Origin of the sequence: Streptomyces sp. UW30 (assembly GCF_008042075.1) — a bacterium.
Lineage (GTDB): Bacteria > Actinomycetota > Actinomycetes > Streptomycetales > Streptomycetaceae > Streptomyces.
In genome coordinates this window covers 28,721-42,411 of the sequence record NZ_RDBN01000022.1, presented here as the reverse complement: position 1 = coordinate 42,411, position 13,691 = coordinate 28,721, and the positions used below count along the sequence as shown (strand labels likewise).

Annotated in this window: 11 protein-coding genes; 10 read left to right on the top strand and 1 reads right to left on the bottom strand. The window is 71.9% G+C overall.

Going from position 1 to position 13,691, the window contains the following annotated elements; genetic code table 11:
- Nucleotides 1-4: 4 nt before the first annotated feature.
- The 7 genes from EAO75_RS13530 to polX all read left to right on the top strand — a co-directional run bounded on the left by EAO75_RS13530 (nt 5) and on the right by polX (nt 9,401).
- Nucleotides 5-1,483 carry an alanine racemase gene (locus tag EAO75_RS13530; RefSeq protein WP_147995315.1) on the top strand — a complete coding sequence of 493 codons (1,479 nt, stop codon included), beginning with the start codon at nt 5-7 and terminating at the stop codon, nt 1,481-1,483.
- Nucleotides 1,480-2,802, top strand: coding sequence for a pyridoxal-phosphate dependent enzyme (locus EAO75_RS13525; RefSeq protein ID WP_147995309.1), 1,323 nt, complete (start codon nt 1,480-1,482; stop codon nt 2,800-2,802). The genes EAO75_RS13530 and EAO75_RS13525 overlap by 4 nt, the downstream gene beginning before the upstream one ends.
- An 18-nt stretch (nt 2,803-2,820) precedes the next feature.
- Nucleotides 2,821-4,023 (top strand): aminotransferase class V-fold PLP-dependent enzyme, encoded by a 1,203-nt coding sequence (locus EAO75_RS13520; protein ID WP_147995308.1) that lies wholly within the window; start codon nt 2,821-2,823, stop codon nt 4,021-4,023.
- 93 nt (nt 4,024-4,116) lie between these two features.
- A complete protein-coding gene (locus tag EAO75_RS13515; RefSeq protein WP_147995307.1) occupies nt 4,117-4,881 on the top strand; it encodes a class I SAM-dependent methyltransferase in 765 nt (254 codons plus the stop codon).
- Nucleotides 4,882-5,055: 174 nt separating this feature from the next.
- Complete coding sequence (locus tag EAO75_RS13510) at nt 5,056-6,183, top strand: GNAT family N-acetyltransferase (RefSeq protein ID WP_147995306.1); 1,128 nt, start codon at nt 5,056-5,058, stop codon at nt 6,181-6,183.
- A gap of 169 nt (nt 6,184-6,352) precedes the next feature.
- Entirely contained in the window at nt 6,353-7,600 is a 1,248-nt protein-coding gene (locus EAO75_RS13505; RefSeq protein ID WP_147995305.1) for a DegT/DnrJ/EryC1/StrS family aminotransferase, read from the top strand.
- A 64-nt stretch (nt 7,601-7,664) separates the two neighbouring features.
- The gene (gene polX / locus EAO75_RS13500) at nt 7,665-9,401 is read left to right on the top strand and encodes a DNA polymerase/3'-5' exonuclease PolX (RefSeq protein WP_147995304.1); all 1,737 of its coding nucleotides are present in this window, start codon (nt 7,665-7,667) and stop codon (nt 9,399-9,401) included.
- A gap of 12 nt (nt 9,402-9,413) precedes the next feature.
- Here the strand turns inward: polX and EAO75_RS13495 are convergent, their stop codons facing one another.
- Entirely contained in the window at nt 9,414-10,595 is a 1,182-nt protein-coding gene (locus EAO75_RS13495; RefSeq protein ID WP_147995303.1) for a flavin-dependent monooxygenase, read from the bottom strand.
- A 293-nt stretch (nt 10,596-10,888) separates the two neighbouring features.
- Between EAO75_RS13495 and EAO75_RS13490 the strand changes: the two genes are divergently transcribed.
- The 3 genes from EAO75_RS13490 to EAO75_RS13480 are packed head-to-tail and all read left to right on the top strand — an operon-like array spanning nt 10,889 to nt 13,685.
- A complete protein-coding gene (locus EAO75_RS13490) occupies nt 10,889-12,004 on the top strand; it encodes a Gfo/Idh/MocA family protein (RefSeq protein ID WP_147995302.1) in 1,116 nt (371 codons plus the stop codon).
- Nucleotides 12,001-12,939 (top strand): PmoA family protein, encoded by a 939-nt coding sequence (locus EAO75_RS13485; RefSeq protein ID WP_147995301.1) that lies wholly within the window; start codon nt 12,001-12,003, stop codon nt 12,937-12,939. The genes EAO75_RS13490 and EAO75_RS13485 overlap by 4 nt, the downstream gene beginning before the upstream one ends.
- Nucleotides 12,933-13,685 (top strand): cupin, encoded by a 753-nt coding sequence (locus EAO75_RS13480; protein WP_147995300.1) that lies wholly within the window; start codon nt 12,933-12,935, stop codon nt 13,683-13,685. The genes EAO75_RS13485 and EAO75_RS13480 overlap by 7 nt, the downstream gene beginning before the upstream one ends.
- Nucleotides 13,686-13,691 lie beyond the last annotated feature (6 nt).

Here is a 13,691-nt window from a genome sequence, read left to right as displayed (position 1 = left end):
GGGCATGGGCGGGCAGCCCTTGTATCTCGAACCGCGGCTGGAATCACGGCTGCGTTCCTTGCTGGACTCCCCGGAGCTGCTGCACACCCTCACCGACGCCCTCGGGTCGCCGCTGAACGTGCTCGTCCCCGACCAACTCGCCGACAATCTCCGGCGGTTCCGCTCGGTGTACGGCACCCACCACCTCTCCGGCCAGGTGTACCTCGCCCACAAGGCCAACCGATCCAGCGCCCTGCTGCGCAGGCTCGCCGCCACGGACGCCGGCGTGGACGTCGCCTCACTGGGGGAGTTGCAGCACGCCCTGGGCGCCGGCCTCACCCCCGACCGGATCACGGCGACCGGACCGAAGAACCCGGAGTTCCTGTGGCTGGCGGCCCGCACCTCGGTCACCGTCAGCCTCGACACGCGAGGCGAACTGGAACAACTCGCCACGCTGGTGCGCACACACGCCCTGCCAAGGGCTCGTGTCCTGCTCCGCCTGTCGGGCTTCGAGGCTTCCGGCGTACGGGTGCTGACCCGGCGCAGCCGGTTCGGCACCGCCGCGGGGGAGACGGCCCCGCTGCTGGAGGCCGTCGGGCGGCACGGCGATGTGCTCGACCTGGTCGGTGTGGCGTACCACCTCGACACGACGAGCGTGACCGAGAAGGCGTTGGCGCTGGAGGGCTGCCTGCGGGTGCTGGAGGAGTGCCGGAGCCTTGGGCTCAGGCCCCGGGCCGTGGACATCGGCGGCGGATTCGGCGTGAACTACCTTGCCGACGGCGGCCAGTGGGAGCGGTACACCACCGCACTGACCGAGGCCGTCCTGGGCATCCGCCCGCCCCTGACCTACGGCGGCCATGGCTACGGGCTGCGCAACGAAGCGGGCACCCTGCGCGGCACGCTCGGCCTCTACCCCGCCCACCGACCGGTCGCCGCGGCCCGCTACCTCGACGAACTGCTCTCCCAGCCGGCCGCCTCCCTCGGCGGCCGCCCCCTGGCCGCCCTGCTCCTGGAACACCTCTACGACCTGCACACCGAACCCGGCCGGGCGCTGCTCGACCAGTGCGGAGTGACTCTGACGAAGGTGCTTCAGGTGCGCGACCAGGAGGTGGGCGGCCCCCTTCACATACGGCTGGCGGCGAAGGCCGACGACGTGGCGCTGGAGGACCACGGGGTGCTGATGGACCCCGTCGTCGTCCCACGGGACCCGGCGATCACCGACGCCGATGCCGGGGCGGAGCCGGTCGCCGCSCACCTCTTCGGCAGCCTGTGCCTGGAGTCCGACCTGATCACCCGCCGCACGGTCYTCCTGCCCCGCCGCCCCGCCCCCGGCGACCTGTTGGCCTTCGCCAACACGGCCGGCTACTGCATGGACTTCCACACCACCCGTGCCCAGCACCAGCCCGCAGCACGCAAGGTCGCCGCCTGGCAGGAGGGCGACAGATGGCGCTGGTGCCTGGACGACCAGTACTGGCCGACCACACCCGTGGGGGGAGCTCAGTGAGGTACGACAGCATCACCGACGCCATCGGCAACACACCGCTGGTGCGCATCGCCCCGGCCGTGCACGGCCTCAGGCACATCGACCTGTACGCCAAGCTGGAGCTGCTCAACCCCTTCGGGTCGGTGAAGGACCGGGCCGCCTGGAACATGGCACGACCGCATCTGACCGCCGCCGCGTCCGAGCAGGGCGGCCAGGTCGTGGAGCTGTCGAGCGGCAATACCGCCAAGGCCCTGGCCGTCCTCGCGGGCATGCACGGCCTGACCTTCAGAAGCGTCACCAACCGGATGCGGATCCCGGAGATCAAGGACCTGCTCCTGCTGCTGGGCGCGGAGATCGAGGAACTGCCCGGCCAGAGCGAGTGCCTGGACCCGACCGCCACCGACGATCCGCTCACCCGGTTCCACCGGGCCCTCTCCGAGCCCGGCGGCACCTTCCTGCACACCGACCAGTACTTCAACCCGCGTAACACCGAAGCCCACTTCACCGGCACCGGACCGGAGATCGTCAAGGACCTCGACGGCCGGGCGCCGGACTGGTTCATCGCCTGCGTGGGCACCGCCGGCTCGTCCACCGGCGTCGCCCGCGCCCTGCGCGAACACGACCCCGCCGTACGGGTCGTCGGCCTGGTCGCCGCCAAGTCCGACTTCGTGCCCGGCATCCGCACCATCGACGAGGCGCACGAGGTGGGCCTGTTCGACCCCGGCACCTACGACACGATCGAGCCGGTTGCCGCCGACGAGGCGATCGAGGGCATGCTGACCCTCAACCGCCGCTGCGGCATCCTGGCCGGACCCACCGGAGGCGCCGCCTACTTCGGTGCGACACGCCGACTGCGCGCCATCGACGAGGAACTGACGGAGCGGCAGTCGGCCGTCTTCATCGTCTGCGACCGCGTCGAGAGCTATCTCAGCTACGTCCGCCATCGGCGCCCCGACCTCTTCGGCCGCCCGCGCCGCGGCAACTCCCCGGCCGACCTGACGGACGCCGAGGTCCGCACGGCACCGGCCGTCGGCGTCGCGGACGCCCGGGCGTGGATCGCCACCGGGGACCCGCTGGTCGTGGACCTGCGCGGACCGCACGCCTTCGCCGCCCTGCACATCGACGGTTCGGTCAACATCGTCGACGAGCTCTTCGAGGAACTCCTGCACGGCGGGCTGCCGTTCAGCCGCAACCGCCCGGTCCTGCTGGCCTGCCCGGTCGGCGAGAAGTCCGCCCGCTACGCCGCCCTGCTGACCCGGATGGGCCACCCGGACGTGCGCAGCCTCACCGGCGGCATCATCGCCTGGCGCGACGCGGGCGCACCCCTGGTACGGGACTGACCCGTGACCGTATCCAGGATGGACAGCCAACTCCCCGCCACTGTCGATGAATTGGGTCAGTGGCAGCAAGCCCTGCGCGCCCAGTTCCCGATCATCACCGCACACCCGGAACTGGCCTATCTGGACAGCGCGGCCACCGCCCAGAAACCGCAGGCCGTGCTGGACGCCGTCCACACCTACCTCACCACGACCAACGCCAACGCCGGACGCGGCACCTACACCTGGGCCAACCGGACCACCGCCCTGGTCGAGGAGGCCCGCGACCGGGTCAAGCGATTCCTCGACGACCCGGCACCGCAGCGCTCGGTCGTGCACTTCACGAGCGGGACCACCGAGGGCCTGGCCACCGTCGCCCGCGACTGGCTGCCCCGGCTGCTCACCGACGGGGACGAGATCGTCGTCCCGGTCGCCGACCACGAGGCCAACATCGCGCCCTGGCTTCAGACCCAGCGGGAGCTGGCCGGGCAGGGCGTGCGCGTCCGCGTGCGGCCGATGCCGTACCAGCGGACGTCCGGCGACTACGACCACACCGAGCTCGCCGAACTGGCCGGACCGCGCACCCGCTTCGTCGCCGCCAGCCACATCCACCACGTGTACGGCGGTGACATGTCCGTCCAGCGGATCCGCCGCGCGGTCGGCCCGGACGCGGTGATCTGCCTGGACGCCGCCCAGAGCGTCGGTCATGTGCCGGTGTCGGTGGCCGGTCTCGACGTCGACTTCGTCGTCTTCTCCGGGCACAAGGCCATGGCCCTGCCCGGCACGGGGGCTGTCTGGGCCCGCCAGGCCCGTGGACCCGAGTTCGCACCGGCCGGCTGGGCGGGCACCCCCAACACCGTCGGCATCGCCTCCCTGACCGCCGCCCTGGACTGGCTGGACGCGGCGGGCGCCGACCGCATCGAGCGCTGGACGGTCGCCCTCGCGGCCCGGCTCACCGAGGGCCTGCGCCACCTCGACGCCTACGAGATCCTCGGCTGCCAGGCCAGCCTCGCCGCCGATTCGCCCGTGCAGCGGCGCCGGGGCATCGTCACCCTGCGCCACCACGCCATCGACTCCTCCGACCTCGGCTTCATCCTCTTCAGCCACGGCTTCATGGTCCGCTGCGACCAGCACTGTCAGGGCGGCGCGGGGGAGCGGACCGGCTCGGTGCGGGTGAGCCTGCACGTCCACAACACCGTCGAGGAGGTGGACCGGCTGCTGACCGTCCTTGCCACCCTCGGGTGACGCACCGCCGTCCGGCGGAATGGGAACCGTTTCCACCTGTAGGGTCGCGCCGGAAGGGTGAGTCGGTGCGAGACGGCGAGGTGGCACGACCGGATGGGGCTGAGCCTGGCGACGGCGGAACGATGGGTGCGGCGCTGGGAACTCCAGCAGCAGCGGTACGCCGTGGACCGTGAGGAGCGCTTCACAGTGATCGCCGACGTCGTCGAGCAGGCCGTCGGGGGCCACCCGGCCAGGCCCCTCGTCGTCGACCTCGGCTGCGGCCCCGGCTCGCTGGCGGCCCGGCTGGCGCGGCGGCTGCCGTACGCCGACATCGTGGGTGTGGACATGGACCCGTTGCTCCTTGAACTGGCCCGCACCCACCACGCGGACGCGGCCCGCTACGTCGACGCGGTGATCGGCGAGAAGGGCTGGACGCACGCCCTGGGCCTCGACCGCCCGTTGGACGCGGCCGTGTCGACGACGGCACTGCACTACCTCGGCCCCGACGCCCTGCACCGCACCTACCGGCAGCTCGCGGCCCTGCTGCGACCCGGCGGCGTCCTCGTCAACGGCGACCATTTCCCGCACGACGACACCGCGCTCGCCGCCCTCGCCGGATGCGTCGGCCGACGCCACGCCGAGCGCCGGCGCGCCCTGGCGCACGAGGACTGGGAGTCCTGGTGGTCGGCCGTCGCGGCCGACCCCGAGCTGGCCGACCTGCTCGCCGAGCGCCGGAGCAGTAGGCCGTCCACCGGGGCCGGCTGCGCGGCGCACCTGTCGCTGTCCGCCCATGAACGGCTGCTGCGGCGAGCGGGGTTCAGGCACGCGGGCCCGGTCTGGCAGTACGGCGACAGTCACGTCGTCGTCGCGATCCGCTGACCGGGGCGGCGGCCCCCTGGTCGCCAAGCGCTGCTAAAGGATTCAGCAGGCACCTTGACAGCGTGCGTACTGTTTCGCGACGTTTGAGCCTCGCCACAAAGTTCGACATGGGGGGACACAGTGGCGACGCGCTGAAAAGCGCGTCTTGGGGGGCATTTGGGGGGAGCGGTCGCCATGCGATCCACGAGCGCCATCACGATTCACAGACCCGAGGAGCTGAGCGAGTCGCTACGCCGGGCGTGGCACCGGGCGATGGAGGAATCGCCCGACTACGCCAACCCTTTCCTGGCACCGGAGTTCGCGCTCGGGGTCGGCAGGCACCGCAAAGGGGCGCACGTGGCGGTCCTGCACGAGGGCGGCGAGGCCGTCGGCTTCTTGCCGTACGAGCGCAACGCGTACGGCGTCGGCCGGGCCATAGGCCTGGGCCTGTCCGACTGCCAGGCACTGGTGCACCGGCCCGGAGTCACCTGGGACACCCGTGAACTGCTGAAGGTGTGCGGGCTGTCCGTCTTCGAGTTCGATCACCTCGTCGAGGAACAGCAGCCGTTCGGCCCGTACGTCACGGGCACGTTCGCCTCTCCCGTCCTCGACCTGAAACCCGGCGAGGGCGGCTATCCCGAGTGGCTGCGCGCCACCTACCCGGGGCTGGCCAAGACGACGCTGAAGAAGGAACGCCGCCTGGGCCGCGACAAGGGCGAGGTGCGGTTCGTGTACGACGAACGCGACCCGCGCGTGCTGCGCACCCTCATGCGGTGGAAGTCCGCCCAGTACCGCAGAACCGGGCGGATGGACCGGTTCTCCAGACCCTGGATAGTCGACCTCGTCGACCACCTCTTCCAGGTCAGGGAAGAACACTTCACCGGCATCCTGTCCGTGGTGTACGCCGGGGACCGGCCGGTCGCCGCGCACTTCGGGCCACGGTCGCGCTCGGTGTTCGCGGCCTGGTTCACGGCGTACGACCCCGAGTTCGGCTACTACTCGCCCGGGCTGATGATGCACCTGCGGCTGGCTCAGGCCGCGGGCCGGGACGGCGTGACACTCATGGACTTCGGGCGCGGGGAGAAGGAGTACAAGGACTGGCTCAAGACCCGTGAGCTGCGGGTGGGGGAAGGGTTCGCGGTGCGTCCGCACCCGGTGGCGACGGCCCACCGGATGTGGCGCAGACCGGTGCGCGGTCTGCGGAACACCGTCCTGGCCCACCCCCGGCTGCGCGAGCCCGCCGACCGGCTGCTGAAGACCGTCGGCACGCTGCGCACCTCCGGCCCGGCCCACCCGCCGGGCGCGGAAGCCCGCGCCCGCTGAACGCGAACCCGCTCTCGTCACGTGTACACGCCGGCGCTGTCTCGGCCCGGCGGTCCCAGGCCCCTGGCGGTCCCACATCGCCCGCACGGCGGCCTCGTACGACGTTCGTGAGCGCACACCGCCCGCTCCGGGCGACCCTTCGTCGGACCCTTCCACGGAAGAGGTGACCATGCCGTACGGATCGCGGCTCGCCGCGATGATGACACGGCGCATCGGACGCGAATGCGTCTACACGCCCTCGGCCCGACTGGCCCTCTACCTGGCGCTGCGGCGCTGGTGCCGGCCGGGCGGACGGGTGCTGATGTCCCCGGTGAACGACGACGTGATCCTCTTCGTCGTCCTCGCCGCCGGACTGCGCCCGGTCCAAGCCCCCGTGTCCCGGTGGGACGGCAACATCGACCCGGCCGCCGTACCGGACGCCACCTGGCGCGACATCGACGCCGTCCTGACCACCAACCTGTACGGCCTGCCGGACCGGGTCGTCGAACTGCGCCGCCGCTGCGACCAGTTGGGGATCCCCCTCATCGAGGACGCGGCGCACGCGATCGGCACACACGTGGACGGGCAGCCGATCGGCACCTTCGGGACGGCCGCCGCGTTCAGCCTGTCCAAGCACGTCGCCGGGATGGCAGGCGGCTTCCTCGCCGTCGAGGACGCCCGCGCCCGACGCGAACTGGAGCTGCTGCGCGACGACCTGCTCACCCCGCGTCGGCTGCGCGACGACCTGGCCACCACGCTGCGCCCGCTGGCGCGCTCCGCCGTACGCACGCTCCACCTGGTGCGGCCCGCCTGGCGCACGATGCAGCGCCTCGGACTGCTGGAACGCGACGACTTCCGCATGGCCCTGCACGCGCCCCGCCTCGCCGGCAGCGCCCGCCACGCACCCAGCCTGACCGCGTACGAGCCCTGGGTACGGGTCGACCTGCACGGCTTCCGCTCCCGCCACGGGGCCCTGGTCCGCGGGCAGCTGGAGCTGCGGATGGCGCTGCTCGACGGTGACCTGGCCCGGCGCAGGGCCGGCGTCTCGCTGCTGTCCGGCACCACCTGGGCCAGCCCGGCCCTGCGCGACGGGCCCACGCACGAGGGCCCGCCCTCCCTGTTCCGGGTCCCGCTGCTCGTCCACGACCGCGACGCCCTCGTGGACCGTCTGGTCAGCCATGGCGTGGTCGCGGGCTACATCTACGACCCGCCGCTCGACGACTACGCGGGCGCCGAGTTCGTCGAACCGTCCCCGGCTCCCGCGGCCGCCCGCTGGTTCGCCTCCCACACCCTGCCGGCCGACCCCCTGGTGGCCCGCAGGATCATCAACGCGCTGACCAAGGAACACGCGACCCCGGCCCACCCGYCGATGTCGGCCCAGGTACCCGAACCCGACCCCGACCCCACGACCACTCCGCCCACACACCTGGGCCAATAGCGCGGCGACACGGTCGGCCCGGCCGGGCTCGTCCGGCCGGCCCTCCCGTGCCTACCCTGGAGGCGTGGCACGGTCCAACGACGAGGTCGCCGCACTGCTGCAGGAGTACGCGGATCTGATCTCCATCACCGGAGGAGACGCGTTCAAGGTACGTGTCTACGAGAAGGCCGCCCGGGCGATCGGCGGTCACCACGCGGATGTGTCCACGCTCGACGTCAAGGGCCTGAAAGAGATCCCCAACGTCGGCAAGTCGATCGCCGAGAAGGTCGTCGAGTACTTCTCCACCGGCAGCGTGTCCGCCGTCGAACAACTGCGCGCGAAGATCCCCGCCGGTGTCCGGCAGCTCACCGCGATCCCCACGCTCGGCCCGAAGAAGGCCCTCGTCCTCTACGAGGAGCTGGGCATCTCCACCACCGAGGAACTCGCGGACGCCATCCACGAGGAGCGGCTGCGCGACCTGAAGGGCTTCGGGCCGAAGACGGAGGAGAACATCCTGCACGGCATCGGCCTGCTGCAGTCCTCCGGCGACCGGGTCCTGATCGATGTCGCGATGAGCCTCGCCGAGGACATCGTCGCCGAGATGTCGCGGGTGAAGGGCTGCGAGCGGTGCTCCTACGCCGGATCGCTGCGCCGCGTCCGCGAGACGATCGGCGACATCGACATCCTCGTCGCGGCGAAGAAGGCCGCGCCCGTCATGCGGGCCTTCACCGAACTGCCGTACGTCGCCGAGGTCATCGCGCACGGCGAGAAGAAGACGTCGATCCGCACCGACAAAGGACTCCAGGTCGACCTGCGTGTCGTACCGCCGGACTCCTGGGGCGCGGCCATGCAGTACTTCACCGGGTCCAAGGCGCACAACATCCGCACCCGGGAGATGGCCGTCCACAAGAAGCTCAAGCTCTCCGAGTACGGGCTCTTCGACACCGAGACCGGGGAGAAGATCGTCTCCGAGACCGAGGAGGAGGTCTACGCCCGCCTCGGATTGCCGTGGATCGCACCCACCCTGCGCGAGGACCGCGGCGAGATCGAGGCCGGGCTGCGCGGCGAGCTGCCCGACCTGATCCAGGAGCAGGACATCCGCGGCGATCTGCACACCCACACCGACCTCACCGACGGGCTCGCCCCGCTGGAGGAGATGGTCGCCGCGGCCGCCGAGCGCGGCTACGCCTATTACGCGGTCACCGACCACGGCCCGGACATGGCCATGCAGCGGATGACCGACGAACGGATCCTCGCCCAGCGCGAACGTGTCCGCGAGCTCGACCGGGAGTACGGCAAAGGCGGCAGGCGCGGCGGCATGCGGGTGCTGCACGGCGTGGAGCTGAACATCGGCCCCGACGGCGAGGTGGACTGGCCGGGGGAGTTCCTCGCCGGCTTCGACCTGTGCGTGGCCTCGGTGCACTCGCACTTCAACCAGGGGCGCGAGGCGCTGACCCGGCGGATCGTCAAGGCCTGCGAGAACCCGCACGTCCACATCATCGGCCACCCCACCACCCGCCTCATCGGCAAGCGCCCCGCCATCGACGTCGACCTCGACGCGGTGTTCGCGGCCTGTGCGCGCACCGGCACCGCCCTGGAGATCAACTCCCACCCGGACCGGCTCGACCTGCGCGACGAGGACATCCTGCGGGCCGGACGGCACGGCGTGAAGTTCGCCGTCGACAGCGACGCCCACGCCGTGATCCACCTGGCCAACCTGCGCTACGGCGTGGGCACGGCGCAGCGCGGCTGGCTCACCAAGGACGACGTGATCAACACCTGGCCGCTGACCCGGCTGCGGCGCTTCCTCGCCAAGGGGTGACGCCGGCCGGGGCTACACGAACGGCGTGCCCGGGTCGAGTCCGGACAGGACCCGGCCGTGGATCTCCAGGTTGGTGGCGGGATTCACGAACGAGTGCAGACACAGCGCCCCCGCGTCGCGCACGGTCCGCTGGATCGGCGTGTCCCGGTGCAAGGACGACGCCCCGGAGGCCGAGCCGAGCAGATCGACGGCCTCCTTGCACAGCCGCGCCACATAGCCGCTCTGGGCCCGGATCCGCGTCCGCTCCTCGGGCGTGTACGGCTCGCCGGACTCCGCCCGCGCCTCGATCAGGGAGACGAAATCGGCGGTCAGCAGCTCGGCGCAGGAGATCTTCATGGCCGCCTCGGCCGCCTGGAGATGGGTGACCGTGGCCTCGTGCTGCCGCTGGTGGAAGGTGTACGTGATGCCCCGCCGGTGGCTGCGCTCGGTGAACTCCGTGAGCGCGGAGCGGGCCAGTCCGAGCGCGGGGGGCGCCGTCCAGACACAGAACAGCAGCAGCACCGGCATCCGGTAGAACGGGTCGTCGGCGTTGGACTTCGACGGGAACCCGCCCGCCAGCAGGGGCCCGACCGGCAGGACGCGGTGCGCGGGGACGAACACGTCCCGTGCGACGACGCTGTTGCTGCCGGTGCCCGCCAGCCCCGAGACGTACCAGTCGTCGAGAATCTCCAGCTCGGCCATGGGCACGGCCGTCCACAGCAGCTCGGGCGGCCCCTCCCCGGACTCCGACTCCACCCGGACCGTCAGCAGATGCCAGTCGGCGTCATGGCAGCCGGTGGCGAAGCCCGAGGTGCCGTTGACGACATAACCGCCGTTCGACCGGACCGCCGTCGCGTCCGGGACGAGCGTGCCACCGACCCTGACGTCCGGGCCGGTGAAGATCTCGTCCTGCGCCTCGTCGGGGAAGAGGGCCGCGATGAAGGAGCAGCCGGCCTGGATCACCGTCTTGAACGCGGTCGAGCCGCATCCCGCGGCGATCTCGGCCACCGCGTCGACCTGGGTGCGCAGCCGGCTCTGGTAGCCGCCGTACCGCCGGGGGACGTTCATCCGGTGGATCCCGGCGTCCTTGAGCGCCTCCGCGACCTTGGGCACGACCCGTCGCTGTTGCTCGGCCCCGGGCGCGTGCTCGCGGACGAGTGGCCGCAGCGCACGTACACGTGTGACGAGATCGGTGTCGGTACCAACTGCTGCCATGGGTGGCCTCCCGGGCACGACGAGTCATCACCGTGACGCGGATGCCGCACGCTGTCAACGCCCCCTTGTCGAAGGTGAGTTGATGCCTGGCGCGACCCTTGGCCTTCGACGATCTTCGTCCGTTTGAGCGAGGGGCGAAGAGGGGAGCGTGCGGAACGTGGGCCGGGCCGAACGGGTCGGGCTTTGCTCATGTCGCCGCAGAGGGGTTGTCCTTACATTCCGTCCCTGCCTAGGGTCGCCCTCGAAGTGCAAGCGCTTTCTGAGCGGGCTGTCCGCCGTCCGAGGAGAACTGCATGTCCCCAAGCCCCGCCCGCCGCCGCGTCGCCGTCATCGGCACCGGCGCCATCGTCAGCGGCAGTCACCTCCCGGCGTTGAGACACCACGCGGACCGGGTGGAGCTGGTCGCCGCCGTCGATGTGGACCAGGCCCGGCTGGACGCCTTCCGGCAGCTCGCGGGCGAGGACGTCGCCGGGTACACCTCGACGGGCGAGATGCTGGACGCCGTACGCCCCGACCTGGTCCTGATCGGCACCCCGCCGTCGCTGCACCGGGAGCAGACGATCGCCGCGCTCAAGGCGGGCGCCTGGGTGCTGTGCGAGAAGCCGCTGTGTCTGTCGCTCGCCGAGTACGACGACATCGCCGCGGCCGAGGAGGCGTCGGGCGCGTACGCGTCGGTGGTCTTCCAGCACCGCTACGGCTCGGGCGCCGTCCACGCCCGGGAGCTGATCGCGAGCGGTGAGCTGGGCACCCCGCTGGTCGCGCACTGCCAGACGACCTGGCACCGCGACGCCGCGTACTACGCGGTGCCGTGGCGTGGGCGCTGGGCCACCGAGGGCGGCGGGCCGACGATGGGGCACGGCATCCACCAGTTCGACCTGCTGCTGCATCTGCTCGGCCCGTGGACGGAGATACGGGCCATGGCCGCGCGCCTGGTGCACGACACCGAGAGCGAGGACGTCTCGACGGCCCTCGTGCGCTTCGAGAACGGCGCCCTAGCCACCGTCGTCAACAGCGTCCTGTCCCCGCACGAGGTCAGCCGCATCCGCGTGGACTGCGCCGACGCGACGGTCGAGCTCACCCACCTGTACGGCCACCGCAACGACGACTGGATCTACACCCCCGCCCCGCACGTCCCCTCCGAGCGCGCCACCGCCTGGCGCACCCCGGCGGCGGACGTGCCCAGCTCGCACACGGCACAGCTCGGCGGCCTCCTGGACGCCTACGACAACGGTGTCCGGCCGCCCGGCAGCGGTCCGGGGGCGCGCGTCACCCTCGACTTCGCGGCCGCCCTCTACAAGGCCGCGTTCACGGGACAGCCGGTGCACGCGGGCGAGATCGCGCCCGGCGACCCCTTCTACCCGGCCATGCACGGAGACCACCCCCACTGGGCCCCCAAGGAGCGCGCATGAGCATCCGCGTCACCCACGCGCACGGCGACCACATCGCGGTCACGGCAGCGAACGGCACCGAGATCCTTCGCTACGTCTACCGCCCCGACCCGGAGGCCTTCGAGTCCCGCAAGCCCTACGCCCACCCGGTGCGCACCCTCGCCGGGCACACCGTGACCGGGTACCGGCCCAGCGACCACCGCTGGCACAAGGGTCTGCAGATGACGGCGAGTCACCTGTCCGGGCAGAACTTCTGGGGCGGCAACTGCTATGTGCACGGCCAGGGCTATCTCGCCCTGCCCGAGCGGGTCGGCTCCATGCGGCACGACGGTTTCCCCGAGTTCACGGTCGAGGACGACCGGCTCGTCCTCACCGAGGAGCTCACCTGGGTCGAGAACGGCGGTGCGCAGTGGGCGCGTGAAGTGCGCGGGCTGACCGTCCACTCGGTGGACGAGGAGGCCGGCGCCTGGGCCCTGGACTGGTCGATCCGCCTCACCAACCTGCGCGAGGCGGCCCTGCGGTTCGGTTCTCCGACCACCGAGGGCCGCGAGATGGCGGGCTACACCGGCCTTCAGTGGCGCGGCCCCCGCGACTTCACCGGCGGCACCGCCTTCGGACCCGACCTCGACGGGGGAGCGGGCGCCGACGCCGGCAAGCTGATGGGCACGCAGGGCCCGTGGCTCGCCTACACCACCGAGCACGACGACATCGACGGGCACTCCACGCTCGTCTTCGCGCACGCGCCGGAGAACCTCGACGAGAAGTCCGCGATCCACGAGTCGCACTGGTTCGTGCGCTCCGAGCCGATCCCGACGGTGGCGTTCTCCTGGGCGTTCTTCGAGGAGTTCGAGCTGCCGCCGGGCGAGTCCTTCACCTACCGCTACCGGGTCGTGTTCGCCGACGGGGCCTGGGACCGGGAGCGCGTGGCCTCCCACCTGGAGGGAATGCCGTGGTGAAGCCGAACCTGCCGCACCCGCTGCCCGGCGCCGTCGGCCTGTCCCACCTCAGCGCCTACGACTGGGAGGCCGCCGACGGCGTGTGCGGCGGCAGCCCGCATCTGCATCTGGTGTGCACCGAGGCGTACGTCGTCACCGGCGGCCGGGGCGCCGTACAGACGCTGAGCCCCGACGGCTACCGGGACATCCCCCTGGAGCCGGGCTCCGTCGCCTGGTTCACGCCGGGGACCGTGCACCGTATGGTCCAGGGCGGCGATCTGCGCATCACCGTGCTGATGCAGAACAGCGGTCTGCCCGAGGCAGGGGACGCCGTCTTCACCTTTCCGCCCGAGGTGCTCGCGGATCCGGAGCGGTACGCGGCCGCCTCCGTACTCCCGCCCGGCACGGGCCCGGAGACCGCCGCGGCCGCCCGGCGCCGCAGGGACCTCGCCGTCGAGGGCTACCTCGCCCTGCGCGAGGCACTTGTCGCCGGGGACAACGGCCCCTGCGTCGAGTTCCAGCGGTCCGCCGCCCGGCTCGTGCGCGCCAAGGTGCCGAACTGGCGGGAGCTGTGGCGGGCCGGCGCGCTCGCCACGGCCCAGCGCACGGGCGCCCAGCTCGACGCGCTGGAGGCGGGGGAGCCGGCCTACCTCGGCGAGGCGACCGCGCACGAGGCCGGGCCCACCCGGCTCGGCGGGTTCGGGATGTGCGGTCGCCGCGACGAGTACAACCTGCCGGGGATCACGCTGCCGTACCAAGGCGAGTAGCAGGCT